Here is a 17,877-nt window from a genome sequence, read left to right on the forward strand (position 1 = left end):
AGCGTATGAATTCATCTTTCAAAAACTTATTTTTAACCCTGTTATGGGTCTTTGTGCTGGCTGTATTTTTTGCGCAGGTGGAAATTCAGATCGAAGGTGCGAATGGCTGGGGCGGTAGTCTGCCAACCTGGCGCATAAAAAACCATTGGTTGCTTGATTTGTTCTGGGGTGGTCGCGCCATGACCGGCTATCACGCCTGGGTATTTCCGTTTATCGCCATCTTTTTCCATTTCCCCATCATCTGGATGTCGCAATGGAGCTGGAAAATACAAGCGCGCATAGCCGCATGCATTATCGTTTTCTGGATCACGGAAGATTGCCTGTGGTTCGTGATGAATCCCGCCTATGGCATCAGCAGTTTTAACCCCGTGCTGGTTCCCTGGCATCGCCACTGGCTATGGGGAACACCCATAGATTACTGGATAGGCGGAGTAGTCGCCATCCTGTTGCTTTGCTATTCCTACAAAAAAGAAAAAGTCCGCTGAGGCAGAAAAACTGCATCAGCGGCACAACGTCTTTGTGCTTCAGGCACCTGCGCTGTAGGCTTTTTTAGGATCATCGCTGACGTCCGCCACCGATGCTGCCGACGTCGTGCCAACCTGTGTATTCTGCGTTTTTTCAGGAATTTTAAAACCCGCATAAGTGCCGGCGCTCATGCCCATTAAGGTCAGAATATTGCCGTCAAACTCGGGCATGCTGACATGCTGTGCAACATACAAAATGAACAGGACGCCAAACAACAGATTGAACACCAGCATCTGAAAACGGTACAAAGCCAACCCCTGAGCATCGCTCAGAATATCGCTCCAGAATCCCTGACTCTCGCTATTAACAGGTGGCTTGGTCGCATCCACACTGGCGGCGGCAAAATACGTGGCACTTCCGATACCAAGCAAGCCCAGCGCCTGACTCGATAAGGTCGGTATTCCCTCCCCGACCAGCCACAACCACATATAAGAAGCAAAGACGATAAAAAACCACCATGCCATCTGCACCCGCGACAGGCTGAAACTGCGACTACGTACGGCGAGATCGGTGACATCCCGCAATAAACCCGAATCACGCCCGAGGCGCAACAATGCAAAGCCGACACCCAGAATAAAGCCGAAGCCAAGCAACAGATAAGCAGGACGCAATACCTGCAGGCGCAACATTCCGCTCACCAGCACACCACCGCCAACAGCGGTGTTCAAGGTCAGACTGTAAGGCAGATCACGCCGAAAGCCGTGTTTTGCATCTTTCCATGGCGAGCCGACCAGCAACTCGCGCATGGCGCCGAGATCGCTGCCATCGAGCTGCGGCATAAAAAATTGCAAACCATATCCGGTTGCAGCCGGATTGCAATCCATCGGTTTCAGCGGAGTCAGTTCCCCCTGTATGCGTAATTCCACTTCGGCATACTGATCACTGCTCAACTGCTCACAAATACCGGGAGTAGAAATCACGAAACGATGATTCAGTTCAACGGCAACAATCTCGGTCGAACGCACCGTGTCAGCGGCGGTGGCTGGCAGGCCACAGAAAAAAAGGACAGCAACAAAACATCGTTGCAACGTAGAAGACAGAAAAGACAGCGTATTCATCGTTTTCTCCTCAGGCTGCTTGTGCAGGTGATGCAGGTGGTACAAGCGGGTCGGCTGACGACGCCACCGGGGTCAGAAATAAATCCCGTTCAGCGGCTCGACGTTTGACCAGTCCCGGTAAGGGTTTGCCATCCGCCATGACCCAGCGCCCGAACTGATCTGCAGCACCGGCACGGTTATTCGCATTGAGCATCTTCAGCAGCGTTGAACTGCGCAAATTACCTATGCCGAGATTGAAGGTAAAGCTGGTCAGCGCACCGAATTCATTGTCATTCAAGGGCACCAGCACTACCGATGACACATCGCGCCCTGCGTTCATCAGATCCGTATGCAACAATGCTTCGGCCTGAGCGAGTGTAATGCCACCGGGATACAGGCTTTGCACCTGCGCCTTATCCGCAGCCCCTTTCAGGAAGCGCCCCTGATAGGTAATCGCATGACCCCAGCCGATAGTCCAGATACCTACAGGATCAAGATAAGGATCAATATTGTCTGTTGCGGGATTACCGTCCGGTATCCCTTCGTATTGTTTGACCAGGTCTACCGTCGCCTGATTCACGTCGCGCAGTGCCATTGCAACCTCCAGAACAGAATACATCGATGCGGAGCCCTGATATTGTCCTCCGGGGGTTGTATATAGCAGGGCTTACGTCAACCGTCCCGGCGTAGTTGCAGTCACTTGTCGTACAGCGCTTGAGTCTGCGGTGGCAGGATGACTGCGAGCGATAACCGGAACAATCTTGCATAAAACCTATGTAGCAGGTTCTGGAAGAATAGTATCAAATAAATATGTCAATCAATTAATTTTTTAGCAAAAACCTGACGCGCTTTTGCTACTTTAGGAGCCACCACGAAAGCGCAATAGCCTTGCGCAGGATGCTGGCGATAATAATTCTGATGGTAGTCTTCGGCGATATAAAACATCGGTGCCATCGTGATTTCCGTCACGATCGGTGCATCCCATACCGCAGCCATCGCCGCGACCACTTCATGCGCTATTTTTTTCTGTTGTTCGTCATGATAAAAAATAGCGGAACGATACTGCGTTCCGACATCGTTTCCCTGACGATTCAGCGTCGTCGGATCGTGTATCGTAAAAAACACTTCCAGTAATTCACGGTAAGAAACGAGAGCTGGGTCAAACGTCAACCGCACCACTTCTGCATGGCCAGTCTGACCGGTGCATATCTGCTCATAGCTGGGCTGATGCACGCTGCCTCCGGTATAGCCGGACTCCACTTTCAGCACCCCGCGAATTTGTTGAAACACCGCTTCAGTGCACCAAAAACATCCGCCACCCAGGGTGGCAATCTCTGTGCTGGGATTCGTCATAGCATATTCCTGGTTACGTTAAACAAAGAGGGCCAGAACAAAAGCATTCTCTTTCGCAGACTACTGAATTTCTGACCATCGCTACATTTGCGGCCTTGTGTGAGTATATACAAGCATGAACGGCTTTACAGGTTTGCCCCCAGGCAGCTTAGGACATACCGTATGCAAAGCCGACGCTGTTGCAGTGGCGCTCAGCGTCTTGATCACAGAGGGTGGACGATCTTGTGTGCGCTTCGGATCCGCTTACTGCGGAACAATGTTGCGTCAGCCTTATGTAATTAAAATTACAATTCATTACACGTTGTTTGTTCCTCTTGCGCTTAAAATTTGCGATCAATATTTTCTGGCAGGAGTGCTCACCATGCTTTATCAGGCCATCAGCAAACTCAGGGATCAGCTACGCACCGTATTCCATGTACGCCGTCAGCGCCTGCTGCCGCCGCCCGGCGCGAAACCGGCATTCGGCAGCACCATCACTCTCAACAGGCTGAAGATGCAGCTGTTTTTGCCTATCGATTATGAACAATGGGAATGGCTGACTTTACGCGGCTGGCGCACGCTTGAATCCCGCCAGAACCGTCGTCGCTATTATCGGGTGCCGCGCTCTGCCGTTACGCGTTTGCTGCATGCCACGCCGGATGAGCGTGAATTTGTGCATCAGCGCATCGTCGAACACAAATACGATAAAAAAAGGCTGGAATAAGCAAGGGCAAACCGCGACTTCGCCGCAACAGCGCCACCAGAAGTCACCACGAGTACCAGCCGCCAACGGCAAACACGTTAGACGGGCTTAGCGCATGGAAAAACGCCTCATTTCGCGGCCATTTTTCCTATAAAAATACAAAAATTGGGGAGTATGTGCCAATAATGCATAGATCTCTACATAAACAAAGGGCTTCAAAATATACTCCCCCCAGTATTAGTTTTGCTCCAGGATCGATTCTGCGGCCATTTCAGCCAAGTTCCGGATTCTGTGACCGGCACCGGATAGCATGAGAACCATCAATCATCGCCTCATTTCCCCGTTTCAAAATAGCTTTCAGACAATACTCAAGCCCCTTGCAAGCGGGTAAAATGCCGTATGCAAAATTTTAGTGACGACGCTCACGTCCAGACTGAGGAAGACCTCGCTCTGCAGACGTATTTCAAAACTGGTATTTCTCCCGACGACGTTTCCGCCGTTTTCCCCTTAAAGCGCGCCCAGCCTGTATTGCAGGCATTCACGGCGCTGTTTCATGGCGGCTTCAACGGCGTCTTGTTGCGTCTGCTGGTCTTGCGCGAGCTGACGGCAGATGTCGAAACACCGTCGCTGAGCCGTGCCGACATCAATGCCAAACTCGGTTATCTGGAGCCGGATGCGCTCGAAACCGTGCTGTCGCGCCTGCGTTCAACCGGCCTGCTGGTGTGGGATGCGAGCCAGTCGGTGTATCGCATTACGCCAACCGCGCGCAATGTGCTGGCCGCCATAGAATCGCTGCTGCATGTGGAAGAAAATAACGATCAGGCTGAGATGAGTTACATGCTGACGCAGGTCGCCGGCGCGCAAGCGGTTGGCGGTGTCTCTGTCGAGCAATTGCACCATCTGCTGGGCCGTCTGATCGAGCTTACCGAAGAATTTTCAGATGCGATTGCGTCCGGCTCTGAATTCCAGTTACGCGCAGCGCAGCAGAAATGGCACACTGCCTGCGACTGGGTGGAAAAAGGCTCGCAAATCATTCACGCAATTACCCATGATGAGCGGGCCGATGCGGCCACTCATCGTGCAGCGCAGGCCATCGGCCGCGCCCAGAGTGCGCTGCTGAATATGCAGGGCATGTTTTCGCGTGCGTTGAATCAGATCGAACGGCAACGCGTACATCTCGGTCAGTCGGGTTTATCGACGACCGATATCAAAACCTGGCTGCTGCAAAAAGACGACCTCGCCGCGCTCGCTGACGATGCGCTGGCGAACCCGGTCACGCCGCTGTTTATCACGCCGTCTGAAATGATAGACGTCGCCGAAAGCGAATTGCTGAGCCATCGCGTATCCGCCGTCGCCGGTGCCTTGCCTGCCGGTGAAAATGCCGTCTCCATCGCCAATGACGACAGCGACGCGCTGCATGAACTCGACCACTGGCTCGCGCTGCTGAGTAAATCAGACCCGACTGAAAAACCGATCGCGCTGCAAGATCTTTTACTGCCCGCCAGTTTTGCAATTGCCTCGTATCGGGCGTCGATGCTGCCTTTGCTGGGCGACGTTAATGAATCCGCACTGCAAGGCGCGACGGCGAATTTAGCGCGCTTGCCGCTGATTTTTCAGTCCAAAGACAAAATGCAAAAGGTGCAGGACGCTCATATCGCCGCGCTTTCCGTCGCCAGCATCAGCGCTGCACCTGCTGCCACTATTCACACGATTTCCAGTGCCGACAATGCTGGCAAAAACAGAGAAACACCATGACCGAAGATGCACAAATTCTGATTGCGCGCCTGCTCGCGCATCAAACCCTGCGCCGTGAAGACAAGCTGGTCAAACGCGCTTTATCCGATGAAATTTTCCGTACCGAACTCGATGCGAGGCTCAAAGCCTGCGGCATGAAATTCGTTGATAACGTGTATGCCGATTACGTCACGCTGGCATTGACACGCGACAGCGAATCGAAAGTGTTCGGCACCAAAGAAACCTGGCAGAACAATAATTTTGGTCTCGCCCGCGACGGCGTGGCGCTGTTGGTAGTGTTGTGGTCGCTGATTATTTTGCCGAAACGCGAACGCCAGGAAGCGCATCAGCTTGCTGAAGAAGATCAGAACGATATGTTCGGCAAAGAGAAACCTTTGCCGCGCGCCGAAGATACTTCGATCGGCATTTCATACCGCGCGCTGCTGGCCGATTTCGGTGACAAACTGGGTAAAAAAACGCGCATGGATATGAACCTCGGTCAGCTGGCACGCGTCGGCTTTATCGAACGCAAAGGTGATCTGATTCTGGAAGGCCCGCTGCTGGATCTGCTGATGGATACCGACACGCTGAAAGACCGCATCATCAATGGTGCGCTGTCGGATATTTTTCAGATACCCGCCGTGCGCACGCCTGCAATTCTGACTCCAGCAAACGATGAACCGGATGCCGCGGAGACGACGACAAGTGATGACATCAGCGACGACACCAGAGACAACACCAGCGATGCCGATACCCAGGCAGACGCGCCCCTCAACACCGGAAAAGAATAAGACTTATGTTTCATATTAAATCGCTGGAACTGGTGCACTGGGATTACTGGCAGCGCATCAAAAATATTCCTCTCGACGCCAAGATCATCACGATTGCCGGACAAAATGGTTCCGGCAAAACCACCTTGCTCGATGCCCTGCGCACCTTGTTTGGTCTCGAATGTTCTATGGGCCGCTCTTACAAACACTATGCCCGCCATTCCGGCCAGCAAACCGCATGGATACGTGCGGTCGTTGATAACAGTGCGGTCGGGCCGCAAATTTCTAATCGCCCTTTCCGCATGTCCGGGCTGTATGAAGATGAAGTCACGCTGTTCTGCAAAATAGAAAAAAACGGCGGCGACTGGAAGCGTCAGTATCTGATGCGCGGCGGTAAAGTTGAGATTGAAGAAGTGACCGAAGCACACGACTGGCTGGGTGTGGAAAGTTACCGCAAACGCTTATCCCATGCGGGTTTGTCGAATGCGATGGGCAAGGTGCTGGCGCTCGAACAGGGCGAAACCGACAAGCTGTGCGAATACGCACCACGCCAGTTGCTCGATCTGGTGTTTCAGGTCTTTGGCGATAAAGAAGTGCTGGATGCTTACGATGATGCGAAGCGCCATCAGCATGACACCGAAGTCGAATTGCAGCGTTTTGAAACTGAACTCGAAGGCGCAAAAGCTAATCTGGAAGGTTTGCGCCTGAAGGTCGCGAATTACCATCAGTATGAAAGTCTGCATAAAGAAAAACGTGATCTGCAGGAAGAAATTCTGCCGACGCTGCAATACCATGAAGACCTCGCCAGAGCCGCAGCCACCAGCCAGTCGCTGCGCAACAGCAAGCGCTTGCTGAAGACGCAGGATGTAGCTTTGTCCGGGCGCCGTCAGCATCTGGCGCAACAGGCGCATGAGGTGTCGGAAGCCAAGCAAGTAGAAGCGGCGCTGGAAGCCGAAGAATCTGCGTTACGTGAAAAACTGCAGCAAATCAATGCGAAGCTAAAACCGCAGGAAAGTCTGCTCGAACAAAAAAGCCGTCTGCAAAAACTAGCCGCCGAAGCCGACGCCGATGTCGCCAATGTGGCCGATGACTTAGAGAAAAAAGAAGCCGAACTCTCGCGCCAGAAAGCCGATCGCGACGCGCTCAGCCAGCGCATCGCCAGCGAGATGGATACCATCGCCGCACTGCAGGGTAAATCTGCCCTGCCCGACCCGGAAAACGTGCGCCACATGCGCCGTGCCTTGAACGATGCGGGCATCGCGCATTGCATGCTGCCGGATATTGTCGAAGTCACCGACCCGCAATGGCAAGGCGCGGTAGAGGGGATGTTGCGCGGCTATACCTCAGTGATACTGCTGGACAAAGCCAGCGACGCCGCTGCCGCCTACCGCATTGGTGAGAAGCAGAAATACAGCCACTTCATCGTGCCTGAGCGCATCAGTGCGCCCGTCGTCAAAGACCAGAGCCTGCTATCGGTCGTGAATTTCACCGCGCAGGCACCAGCCTGGCTGATCGAACAATTACAACGCGTGTCCACCGTCGGCTCGATTGAAGCAGGCATGAAACTACCGCGCTCGCAAGAATGGATTACGCCCGACGCTTATCACTTTGAACGGCGTGGCGGGCGCTCCCTGTTTGTCGAAGTATCACGCTACCGTTTCGGTAATGCCGGTCGCACACAGCGTCTCGAAGCCTTATTGAAATCGCTGCCGCGCCTGCAATCGCAGGAAGATGTGCTGACCATGAATATCAGCAAACTCGCCGGAGAAATCAGCGCGTATAAAGCGCGTCTGGCGGGTGTCGATGCAGCGAAAGAACTCAGTGCACGTCATGCTGAATTTGAAGAAGCACAGCGCAATACACAACCGCTGAAACAACAGCGTATCGAAGTCGGCAGCCGCTTAGGTGAAATCGCCCCATTGCTGAAAGCAGCAACAGAACAGCGTTCTGTTGCGCACCTGAAATGGGAGCAGGCAAAGGCGGCAATTGCCGAAGCGGAAGCGCAATTGCGTGTATCAGAAAAGCGTCACGCCGAAGAGCGCGCCGCCCAATACGAAACGCTGCGCAGTATGCGCGATACCTGGCATACTCTGCCGCCAAACTGGAAGCGTGCCTCGCACCGGCGTGAACTGGTGGCGGAACATGAAAATGTCCATCAGATCGAATTACGCATCCGCAGTCTGAGCAATAATCTGGCGCGCGATGACTGGGAAACCGACTCCACCGTGGTCGATCAGTACACCCGTCTGAACGCCTTATTGCAAGGTCGTCAGGCAGAAACCGATGAACGCCGTTATCAGAATAACCGCGCAATCGAAGCGACGATCAATGCCCGTGCCGCCTATATGGACAGGCTGCGTTACACCATCAAGGCTTATAGCAAAAATATCCGGCAACTTGGTGAACTGGCTGGCATTGAAGTGCATACCGATCCGGTGAAACTGGAGAACGATGATATTCAACTGGCACAGGCCGGTTTGCATGTGCGTTTCAAATTCGATGGTAAAGGCCCTATCGGTATGAACGACGGTGAAGCCTCCGGTGGACAGCAGGTGATGAAATCGCTGATTCTGCTGATCGGTCTGCTGAAATCTGAAGATGGTTCCGGCGGCTTCGTTTTCATTGATGAACCGTTTGCCCATCTGGATATCCGCAATATTCAATTGGTCGGCGAGTTCCTGAAAAATACCGATGCACAATATCTGATGACGACACCACTGACGCATAACACCGACGTCTATGACCCGTCAGAACTGACGCTGATCACCAGCAAAAAGAAAAAAGATACCGAATGGGCGCAGCCGATTTTCGTCTTGCAACGGAAGGTGGAAAAAAGCAAGGAAAACCGCGCCTGACCTCTTGCATACACAGTTTCGTGATCAATAGCCGACAGTCTGAAAAAATATCCGGTGCAGCCCACAGTTGCACTGGGGTATCTCTCAGAAAAACCGTACAATGCTTTTTTTGAAATATCTGGCATTGTCTGCCGGCTGAAGGGGAAACATCACCCCCATCGTCACAGTGTATGAAGGAGAGATGCTGCATGAGCATGGAAATGGATGTCGCCACGGATGTCGTGAGCGAGGCGTTGATCGTCAATGATGCAGAAAAGGCTGCGGGCGGTTCCCATGCTGCCAAAGTACATGCGCCTGCCGGCAACTGCGCCAATTGCGGCACGCCTTTGACCGGTGCCTATTGTCATGCCTGTGGGCAGTCGGCTCACATTCATCGCTCTCTGCTGCATATGGCCGAAGAGTTTTTACACGGATTACTGCACTTTGAAACCAAAGCCTGGCGCACTATCCCGGCACTGATTTTTAAACCCGGACAATTAACCCGCAATTATATTCAGGGACAGCGGACACGCTATGTGTCACCGCTGGCGCTATTTCTGTTTCTGATTTTCCTGATGTTTTTCGTCTTTTCAATGACGGCGAGTCATCAGGAAGAAAAGTTATCGTCTGCAACGAAAAGCAAGGTCAGCATCAACAACACCACCACTGACGGCAATAAAGAAAAAATACCGCAGGCTGATGACAACACTATTCAGTCAGGAATAGATAAAGAACTGAGCGAAGACGCAGACACGCAGCAAAAAACTGACAAAGAGCAAAGTCAGAAAAAAGCCCCGACAGCGCCTGACCAGCCCGCTGCTACCACTAATGAGACAGGGAAGGTGGCAACTGATAATGAGGTTGTCGATGCCAGTACACTGATCAAAAAAGTCGACCGGCAGTTTGACAACATAAAAATTACTTCGGCCCTGCCAAGGTTGGAACAGAAAATCAGGACTGCCGTTAAAAATCCTGAGCTGATTCTCTACAAAATGAAAAGTAATGCCTCAAAATTTGCTTTTCTGCTGATGCCGATGTCCCTGCCATTTTTGTGGTTGCTGTTTATGTTCCGACGTCAGTACGTCATGTTTGACCATGCCGTTTTCTCGCTGTATTCATTATGTTTCATGAGCTTACTGCTGATGTGCATCGCGTTGTCAGACAGGTTTGGTTTCAGCGGTACTGCGGCGATGCTATTCGCATTTGTGCCGCCGGTGCATATGTATACGCAGCTAAAACAAGCGTATCAGCTGACTGTCAAAGGCGCACTCTGGCGCACCTTTGCATTACTTTTTATTGCAGCATGCACGCTATCTTTTTATGCGATTGTTGTGCTGTCGATCAGTGTTTAAATACTTGTCTTCTGATTTCTGAAAGCGTGTAAAGAATATTTCGGTATCAGTATTTTCTTAAAAGAAAAAAGCCCCGCTCAAATATATTGCGGGGCTTTTTTTACGGCAGCCTTGTAATTTACATGCTGGAATGTGGATGTAAATGCAGACGATGGTCGTTGGCCTCGAGTTTGCTCTGACAATCGATACAACGTTCGGCCGTCGGCTCTGCCTCTAAACGCGCAAAAGGAATGGTACTGCCACATTCGCTGCAAATATCGGCGACGTTTTCATTGAGTCTGGCCTGTGCCCGCTGCAACGCCTGCCACTCCGCATGATGATGCAGGTATTGCGCCATCTCATCGGCATTGAGCGCATCATTCGTGAGACGGTCGCCCTCGCCCGATTGTATCTGCAAGCTTTCAGGATTATGTTGCCGCAATTCCTCTTGTATGCTTTGCTTCAAGCCATCCAGTTTCTCTTTTAAGCTGTTTTGTTGTGCACTGTTGAGACTCATGTTTTCTCCCTTAAATCGATGACCTGCCAAGTGTCCAGATTACTCTGATCAAAGTAAAACCGTCTTGATAAAACACAATCCGGATGCCGCCAATCTCCTCTTAAAACAAGAATATAAAAATCTGACCTGTATGGTGAATATTCTGGTCTACGTTATCACACGTCTGCGTGCGATAGCAATGCAGGGCTTTAGCTAACAGCAGATGTCCGGCCTCATGCATATCAAAGCACAAATAGCTCCCCACAAGCATCATCGGCGTGAAATAATTCTGTTGTACGCTGTTATTCCTCTCGCATCCAGTCGGCCTCCTGTGGCTGGCTGTTTTGTTAACCTCCATTGAACATCAGAACATGAAACCGATGAAGCCCTCCCTGCTTTGTATGCGCCCTGTGCGCAGGCTGTTTTTACTTACTTGTCTCGCTGCCACCAGCAGCCTGGCAGCATTTCCGGCGATTGCGGCAGACAAACCTGCACAACCAAAACTGGTCGTGGTACTGGTGGTCGATGGTTTGCCGCAAGAGCAAGTCACGCGTTATCGTGATCAATTCGGTCAGGGCGGATTCCGCCGTCTGCTGGATCAGGGAGCCTGGTTCAGCAACGCGCATCAGGCACATGGCGTGACAGTCACAGCTGTCGGTCACGCCGCAGTACTGACGGGCGCGTATCCTTACCAGCACGGCATCATCTCGAACGACTGGACAGATACGAAAACACTGGAATCTATGTACTGCACGCAAGACAATGCGCACAGTTATATCGGTGATGAAACCAAGCCCGGTGCTGGCACCTCACCGGCTAATTTACGCGCCAGCACGGTGGGCGACGAATTGCGTTACGCAACGGGTAACCGGGCAAAAGTCATCACGGTATCTGGCAAGGATCGCGGCGCGATTCTGCTCGCAGGCAAAGCGGGTACTGCGTATATGTATATGGGCAAATCCGGCAATTTCGCCAGCAGCACCTACTATATGCAAAGCCACCCGCAGTGGGTGCAGCAATACCATGCCAGCAAGCCACAGGATAGATTCTATGGCAAAGAATGGCGTCCCTTACTTGCAGATGCGTCGTATGCCGGTGATGCCAGCGACGATCTGATCGCCGATGAAAAAAACCGCTTCCCGTTTAAATATGAAAGTAAATCTGGCAAACCGGATGCGGAATATTACGGCAAGCTGTACACCGGTCCTTATCTCGATGAAATGACACTGGACTTTGCACGTGCTGCGGTGGAAGGCGAAAATCTGGGCCGCAATCCTGCCGGTGTGCCGGATGTGCTGGGCGTCAGCTTATCCAGCCATGATTATGTGAATCATAGTTTCGGCCCTGAAAGCCGCATGTCGCATGATCATTTGCAACGACTCGATCGTCTGTTGGCGAATTTTTTCAGCTATCTGGATAAACGTGTTGGCCTTGATAACACCATGGTCGTACTGACTGCTGATCATGGTTTCCCGAATGTGCCGGAATTCTCACAATCGATCAAACGCGATGCACAGCGCCTCGATGGCAAGCAAATGTCGGCAGCATTGAGTAAACATCTGGCAGAAAAATTCGGGCAGGAAAACCTGGTCAGAAAATGGTCGCCGCCAAATGTGATTCTTGATTACACACTGATAGAGCAAAAGAGTCTGAAACGGGAAGAAGTAGAAAACACCGCCGCACGTTTCTTGTTGAATTACCCCGGCGTCGCCAATGCCTTCACCCGCACGCAACTGGAAAATGGCAATCTGCCAGCCACCCGTATCGGCACCTTGATGCAACGCGCATGGAACCGTCAGGTGTCCGGCGACATCATGGTGGTCATCAAACCTTTCTGGTATTTCAGCAGCGGAAAACAAGGTACTTCGCATGGTTCACCTTACTCGTATGACACGAATGTGCCGCTGATGATCATGGGCAAACCGTGGATTAAAGCAGGCGCTTACGGTCAATATGCAGAGGTGATGGATATTGCACCGACACTCGCGCATCTGTTGCGCGTGCGCCCACCATCCGCCGCCGAAGGCCGGGTACTGACAGAAGCCCTGCACTGATAGCGAATTGTTGATTCCTGATATTCGATACCTGTAATTGAAAACGAAAAAAGCCGCATGAAAAATCATGCGGCTTTTTTTATTTCAGCGGACTGACTTGTTACTTCAGGCTTTGCGATAGTTGTTCAGCATTTTGTAGTTCTTTGCATACAGCGCAAACAACAAGGCTGCGAGTAAGGCAAAACCGGCGAAGAAGAACATCTGGAACGCTGCCACGCTGATGCCTGTCGTTTTGATCTGCTCAGTCACTGCCGTGCTTTTCACGCTGGAATTAGCCAGCAAGACCCATAAGTTACCTATCGTCACGGACAGATTCCAGAAACTCATAATCACGCCTTTCATTGCCAGCGGTGCCTGACTGTAAGCGAATTCCAGACCAGTTGCGGATACCAGCACTTCGCCAAAAGTCAGCAAAGCATACGGCAAGATTTGCCATGTGATATCAATCGAATTGCCGCCGTCAATCGCCAATTGCATAAAGCCGACGACGATCCATGCCAGCCCGGAAAACGCGATACCCAGCCCCATACGACGCAAGGCAGTCAGCTCAACGCCCATGCGCTTGAGCATAGGGTACAGAATCAGGTTATTGAATGGAATCAGCAACATCACCAGCATAGGGTTTAATGCCTGCATCTGTGAGGACTGGAACCACGATGGTTTCGTCATCAGATCGGCCTGCAATACCCAGGTTGACGCTTTCTGATCAAACAAAGACCAGAAAGGCGTCACCAGCGCAAACACCACCAGAATGCGCAATACAGAACGCACGCCATCGACTGCCTCATCAGGATGGGCACCACGCGCGCGATCCAGCTGCATCCATGCGCCCATGCCGCCGAATCCCAGCATTAACACCAGCACCAGACACAATGCGGCAACTATGCCGATAGCCGGAATCAGGAACAGCGAGCCAACTGCCAGCGCCGCGCCCAGCCATGCCATCAGTGTGCCGCTATTCGATTGGCCTGCAACTTTGGTCGTCAGCGCAGTACGCACGACATTCAGGAAAGAATGCGGGTCTTTCGAGACTGGCGGTACATGCACATATTTCTTGCGGCCAGACCAGAAAATCATGGTCGCGATGAACATCAGCGCACCAGGAATACCAAAAGCGACGCTGGCACCCAGTTGCTTGAGAAACAGAGGCATCAACAGGGAAGCGAAGAAGGAACCGAAATTGATGATCCAGTAAAAGCCATCGAATACTTTTTGCGCCAGCTTGCGATTGGTCTGGTCAAACTGATCGCCGACAAACGAGGTCACCAGTGGCTTAATCCCGCCGGAACCCAGCGCGATCAGAAACAGCCCGGTATAAAAACCATTGCGGTTATCCTCGAATATCGCCAGACACGCATGTCCGGCGCAATACACGAGGCTGAGCCAGAAAACGGTATTGTATTTACCAAAGTAACGGTCGGCCAGCCAGCCACCCAGCAAAGGAAAAAAATAAACGCCGATCACAAAGGTATGAAAGACTTCCTTCGCCATGCCTGCACGCATGTTTTCAGGCATCGACAATAACAGGCTGGTAATCAGAAATGAGGTCAGGATGTTGCGCATGCCATAAAAGCTGAAACGTTCACAGCCTTCATTCGCGATAATGTAGGGAATTTGTGGCGGCATTTTCGCTTGTTCAGCGTGCCCGGTGTTTTGCGTCATCGACCTCTCCAGTTTCATTGTTGTTGTGTTGAACAATAAGAAAACGGCCCTTGGTAAAGGCCGTCTGTAAAAAACATTTTATCCTGCTGTATTTTTCGCCCCAAATGGTGGGCGAAGTATCCTGATTTGCCGGTATCACGTCAAGTTTCAGCGTCGTCAGCAAGCAGGTAAAGCCTTGACTCGCTGACGACAGCGGATTGATTTTTCGTTTTATTTTCTGCCTTTTATTTTGCGCCAGATCCGGAATGGCAGACGGAAAATAAAGCGGATAAACGTCACGGTGAATATTGCCTCCAGCAAGGTCAACACAAATGCCACTGCCGTATTCCAGCGTTCATCGCGACGGTGGAATTTCGCCACCATGCGGTCGCTGTTGATTTCTATACTGTCATAGAAAGTCGGCACCACGAGCAAGGTCAGCAAAGTCGAGGTAATTGTGCCGCCGATAATTGCAATGGCTAAAGGACGGTAAAACTCGCCGCCTTCACCCAAGCCGATTGCGACTGGCAACATACCTGCAATCAATGCAAATGTCGTCATCAGAATCGGCCGCAGACGTTTGCGCCCCGCATACATCAGCGCTTCTTCTCGGTCAAAACCTTCACGCTCACGTTCACGCGCACAGTCCAGCAGCAGAATCGCATTTTTCGCCACCAGCCCCATGAGCATGATGATGCCGATAAAACTCATCAGATTGAGTGTGCCTTTGGTCAGCAGCAGTGCCACCACCACACCGATCAGACTCAACGGTAAAGACAGCATCACTGCAATCGGTGCCGTGAATGAGCCAAACTGCATGACGAGAATCAGATACATCAGACCGATGCCCATCACCAATGCAATTCCCATCTCGCTGAACAATTCTTTCTGCGAGCGGGCGGCACCACCGAGTTCGAGTGCATAACCAGTAGGAAAACTCATCGCTTTAGCGATTTTCAGCGCATCGGAAGTCACTTCACCGGCAGAACGTCCCTGCACGTTGGCTGACACCGCAATCATGCGTTTGCCATCGTAATGCTGAATCTGCGATGGCCCTTTGCCCATCGTGATTTTCGCAATCTGTTCCAGCGGCACCATCTTATCGCTGCCGGTCACGGAGATCGGCAAACGTTCGATATTTTCCAGATTGACACGGTCACCCGGTTGCAAACGCACAGATACATCGCGCGTTTCGCCGGTAGGATCAACCCAGTCGCCAACTTCTACACCGGCAAACGCGACTCGCAATGCTTGCGCGGCGTCATTCACAGAAATGCCCAGGGTATTCGCCAGTCCGCGATCCATTTCTATCTGCAATTCATCTTTAGGATCTTGTTCAGACAAGCCGACATCAACTGCGCCCTCGACTTTTCTGAGCTTATCCATGAACTCATTTGCAATCGACAACAGCTTACGTGCATCCGGGCCGGAGAACTGTATCTGCACCGGCTTACCGCCGCCATTATTCAGATCATCCTGCACCACATATTCGGCACCGATGATGTTGCCGACCAGCTTGCGCAATTCAACCGCAATCTCTGCCGCAGAGCGTTTACGTTCTGTGCTTTTGCCAATATCAACATAGACGCGGCCACCACTCAGATTGACCGTGCTGTTGGTTGCCTTGGTTTCTTTGATAGTACGCGCAAGCTCTGCGGATTTTTCGACTTTCAGTCTGGAATATTCAAGACTGGAACTCGAAGGAGTGCGCACGTTGACGATCAGCATGCCGTTATCGGCTGCTGGCAAAAAGCTGGAGCCGCCCAGTGTCGCATGTAAGACGATAGCCACGACAAATGAGACGCCGGCAATCACCGCCATCCAGACGCGGTGATGCAGCGCCCATGCAATCACATTACCGTAACGGTCTGACTGATGATCGAACCATTGATTGAACCTTGCCAGAACCAGACTGATGCCTTTTTTCGGCAATTCATGATGCCCCGGCGGATCCCCCCAGTATGCCGACAACATAGGATCGAGCGTAAAGGAAATGAACAGACTGACCAGCACCGAAGACGCAACGGTCAGCGCAAATGGCCGGAACCACTCGCCGGAAACGCCCGGCATAAACGCGACAGGAATGAAAACAGCAATGATAGAAAACGTCGTTGCCGCCACTGCCAGCCCGATTTCTTTCGTCCCGTTACTTGCAGCAGTACGTCTGTCCACACCCATTTCCATGTGCCGGACGATGTTTTCGCGCACCACAATCGCATCATCAATCAGCACACCGATCGCCAGCGATAATCCCAGCAAAGTCATGAAGTTGAGGGTAAAGCCGGACAACCAGATCGCAATAAATGCGGCCACAACCGAGGTCGGCAGACTCAGCGCTGTAATCAGAGTTGAACGCCAGGAATTAAGGAAAACATACACCACGAAAATCGTCAGCACCGCACCGAAAATCAGCGATTCGATCACGTTATTCAGACTGCTTTCAGCATCCTTGCCGCCATCCTGCGTGACTTCCATTTTGGTACCGGCAGGCAGTGTTTTGTTGATCTCATCAACCATGCTGCGAATGCGTTTTGCCACCGACACCGTACTCGCATCGCGTGAACGGGTCACAGAAATACCGACGTTAGGATTGCCGTTGCGGACGCTGAAACCGCTGATCTCAGCAAAGCCATCGGCGATATCGGCGACCTGTGCCAGACGGATAATTTCATTACCACGGCGCTTGATGACAATCGCCTTGAAATCCTCCGGCGACTCTATCCTGCCGATCAGACGTATGCTTTGTTCGTTGAGCTCACCTTTGACTTTACCCACCGGTGCTGTAGTGTTCTGGCTTTTTAAGGCGTTCACGACTTCCGCCACCGACACATTGTATTCACGCAGTTTCTGCGAATGCAGCAAGACACTCAGCTCACGTTTCAGCGAACCATTGACAGTGACTGTCGCAACGCCATCAATACCCCGGAATTTTTCCGAAAATTCATCTTCGGCCTTGCGTGAAATCTCAGCGTGCGTCAGTGTGCTGGAAGACAAAGCAATCTGCATGATGGGTTGCGCCGACGGGTCTATCCTTTGCAGCACCGGTTCGCGCATTTCCACCGGTAGCTTGTAGCGCACACCGGCAATCGCATTTCTCACCTCATCCGAGGCTTCCACCATGTTCTTATTAAAGTTGAAGAAGATGACGATACTCGCACTGCCTTCATAAGCAGTCGAGGTCAATTTATCGACACCGGTGATACTCTGCAAAGATTTTTCTATGCGGTTAATCACTTCCCGTTCCACGGTTTCCGGTGAGGCGCCGGGATACGGCACGCTGACCACCAGCAAGGGCTGATCGACATCCGGAATCTGATTAACCTTGAGTTTTTTCAGGGCAAGTAAGCCCAACGCCATCAATGCGATGATGATGACGATCATCGCTATCGGGCGTTTGATACTGAAGTCAGATAAAAACAT

General features: G+C 51.8%; 13 protein-coding genes. 7 read left to right on the forward strand and 6 right to left on the reverse strand.

The annotated features are described in order from the left end of the window. Nucleotides 1-5 precede the first annotated feature (5 nt). Nucleotides 6-485: a hypothetical protein gene (locus tag Undi14_RS06600; protein WP_200178810.1), complete on the forward strand. Its 480-nt coding sequence runs from the start codon at nt 6-8 to the stop codon at nt 483-485. 39 nt (nt 486-524) lie between these two features. Here Undi14_RS06600 and Undi14_RS06605 read toward each other — a convergent pair whose 3' ends face one another. The 3 genes from Undi14_RS06605 to msrA form a co-directional block, all read right to left on the reverse strand. After that, entirely contained in the window at nt 525-1,583 is a 1,059-nt protein-coding gene (locus tag Undi14_RS06605) for a hypothetical protein (protein WP_200178811.1), read from the reverse strand. Between the two features lie 10 nt (nt 1,584-1,593). Continuing rightward, nucleotides 1,594-2,157, reverse strand: coding sequence for a lysozyme (locus Undi14_RS06610; RefSeq protein WP_234030450.1), 564 nt, complete (start codon nt 2,155-2,157; stop codon nt 1,594-1,596). A gap of 218 nt (nt 2,158-2,375) precedes the next feature. Then, a complete protein-coding gene (gene msrA, locus Undi14_RS06615; protein WP_200178816.1) occupies nt 2,376-2,915 on the reverse strand; it encodes a peptide-methionine (S)-S-oxide reductase MsrA in 540 nt (179 codons plus the stop codon). A 361-nt stretch (nt 2,916-3,276) separates the two neighbouring features. Here msrA and Undi14_RS06620 point away from each other — a divergent pair, with 361 nt between their 5' ends. From Undi14_RS06620 to Undi14_RS06640, 5 genes are all read left to right on the forward strand, one after another. Then, on the forward strand, nt 3,277-3,618 hold the full coding sequence (locus Undi14_RS06620) for a hypothetical protein (RefSeq protein WP_200178818.1): 342 nt from the start codon (nt 3,277-3,279) through the stop codon (nt 3,616-3,618). Nucleotides 3,619-3,996: 378 nt separating this feature from the next. After that, nucleotides 3,997-5,352, forward strand: a complete 1,356-nt coding sequence (locus tag Undi14_RS06625; RefSeq protein WP_234030451.1) for a hypothetical protein — start codon at nt 3,997-3,999, stop codon at nt 5,350-5,352. Beyond that, complete coding sequence (locus tag Undi14_RS06630; RefSeq protein ID WP_186896959.1) at nt 5,349-6,122, forward strand: hypothetical protein; 774 nt, start codon at nt 5,349-5,351, stop codon at nt 6,120-6,122. The genes Undi14_RS06625 and Undi14_RS06630 overlap by 4 nt, the downstream gene beginning before the upstream one ends. A 5-nt stretch (nt 6,123-6,127) precedes the next feature. Beyond that, entirely contained in the window at nt 6,128-8,956 is a 2,829-nt protein-coding gene (locus tag Undi14_RS06635) for an ATP-binding protein (protein WP_200178820.1), read from the forward strand. Between the two features lie 188 nt (nt 8,957-9,144). Beyond that, a complete protein-coding gene (locus tag Undi14_RS06640) occupies nt 9,145-10,287 on the forward strand; it encodes a DUF3667 domain-containing protein (RefSeq protein WP_200178822.1) in 1,143 nt (380 codons plus the stop codon). A 118-nt stretch (nt 10,288-10,405) separates the two neighbouring features. Here Undi14_RS06640 and Undi14_RS06645 read toward each other — a convergent pair whose 3' ends face one another. Beyond that, on the reverse strand, nt 10,406-10,783 hold the full coding sequence (locus Undi14_RS06645) for a TraR/DksA family transcriptional regulator (RefSeq protein ID WP_200178824.1): 378 nt from the start codon (nt 10,781-10,783) through the stop codon (nt 10,406-10,408). A gap of 359 nt (nt 10,784-11,142) precedes the next feature. Between Undi14_RS06645 and Undi14_RS06650 the strand changes: the two genes are divergently transcribed. Beyond that, nucleotides 11,143-12,816 (forward strand): alkaline phosphatase family protein, encoded by a 1,674-nt coding sequence (locus tag Undi14_RS06650; RefSeq protein ID WP_234030452.1) that lies wholly within the window; start codon nt 11,143-11,145, stop codon nt 12,814-12,816. 105 nt (nt 12,817-12,921) lie between these two features. On the opposite strand, the gene Undi14_RS06655 is transcribed toward Undi14_RS06650, so the two are convergent. Continuing rightward, complete coding sequence (locus tag Undi14_RS06655) at nt 12,922-14,478, reverse strand: oligopeptide:H+ symporter (protein ID WP_234030453.1); 1,557 nt, start codon at nt 14,476-14,478, stop codon at nt 12,922-12,924. 210 nt (nt 14,479-14,688) lie between these two features. After that, nucleotides 14,689-17,877: an efflux RND transporter permease subunit gene (locus Undi14_RS06660; protein ID WP_200178826.1), complete on the reverse strand. Its 3,189-nt coding sequence runs from the start codon at nt 17,875-17,877 to the stop codon at nt 14,689-14,691.

Source organism: Undibacterium sp. 14-3-2 (assembly GCF_016595265.1).
GTDB lineage: Bacteria > Pseudomonadota > Gammaproteobacteria > Burkholderiales > Burkholderiaceae_D > Undibacterium > Undibacterium aquatile.

Excerpts from the sequence above, each read along its gene's own strand:
- Undi14_RS06600 (WP_200178810.1), top strand. The coding sequence starts at position 6 with ATGAATTCATCTTTCAAAAACTTATTTTTAACCCTGTTATGGGTCTTT.
- Undi14_RS06605 (WP_200178811.1), bottom strand. The coding sequence starts at position 1,583 with ATGAATACGCTGTCTTTTCTGTCTTCTACGTTGCAACGATGTTTTGTT.
- Undi14_RS06610 (WP_234030450.1), bottom strand. The coding sequence starts at position 2,157 with ATGGCACTGCGCGACGTGAATCAGGCGACGGTAGACCTGGTCAAACAA.
- msrA (WP_200178816.1), bottom strand. The coding sequence starts at position 2,915 with ATGACGAATCCCAGCACAGAGATTGCCACCCTGGGTGGCGGATGTTTT.
- Undi14_RS06620 (WP_200178818.1), top strand. The coding sequence starts at position 3,277 with ATGCTTTATCAGGCCATCAGCAAACTCAGGGATCAGCTACGCACCGTA.
- Undi14_RS06625 (WP_234030451.1), top strand. The coding sequence starts at position 3,997 with ATGCAAAATTTTAGTGACGACGCTCACGTCCAGACTGAGGAAGACCTC.
- Undi14_RS06630 (WP_186896959.1), top strand. The coding sequence starts at position 5,349 with ATGACCGAAGATGCACAAATTCTGATTGCGCGCCTGCTCGCGCATCAA.
- Undi14_RS06635 (WP_200178820.1), top strand. The coding sequence starts at position 6,128 with ATGTTTCATATTAAATCGCTGGAACTGGTGCACTGGGATTACTGGCAG.
- Undi14_RS06640 (WP_200178822.1), top strand. The coding sequence starts at position 9,145 with ATGAGCATGGAAATGGATGTCGCCACGGATGTCGTGAGCGAGGCGTTG.
- Undi14_RS06645 (WP_200178824.1), bottom strand. The coding sequence starts at position 10,783 with ATGAGTCTCAACAGTGCACAACAAAACAGCTTAAAAGAGAAACTGGAT.
- Undi14_RS06650 (WP_234030452.1), top strand. The coding sequence starts at position 11,143 with ATGAAGCCCTCCCTGCTTTGTATGCGCCCTGTGCGCAGGCTGTTTTTA.
- Undi14_RS06655 (WP_234030453.1), bottom strand. The coding sequence starts at position 14,478 with ATGACGCAAAACACCGGGCACGCTGAACAAGCGAAAATGCCGCCACAA.
- Undi14_RS06660 (WP_200178826.1), bottom strand. The coding sequence starts at position 17,877 with ATGTTTTTATCTGACTTCAGTATCAAACGCCCGATAGCGATGATCGTC.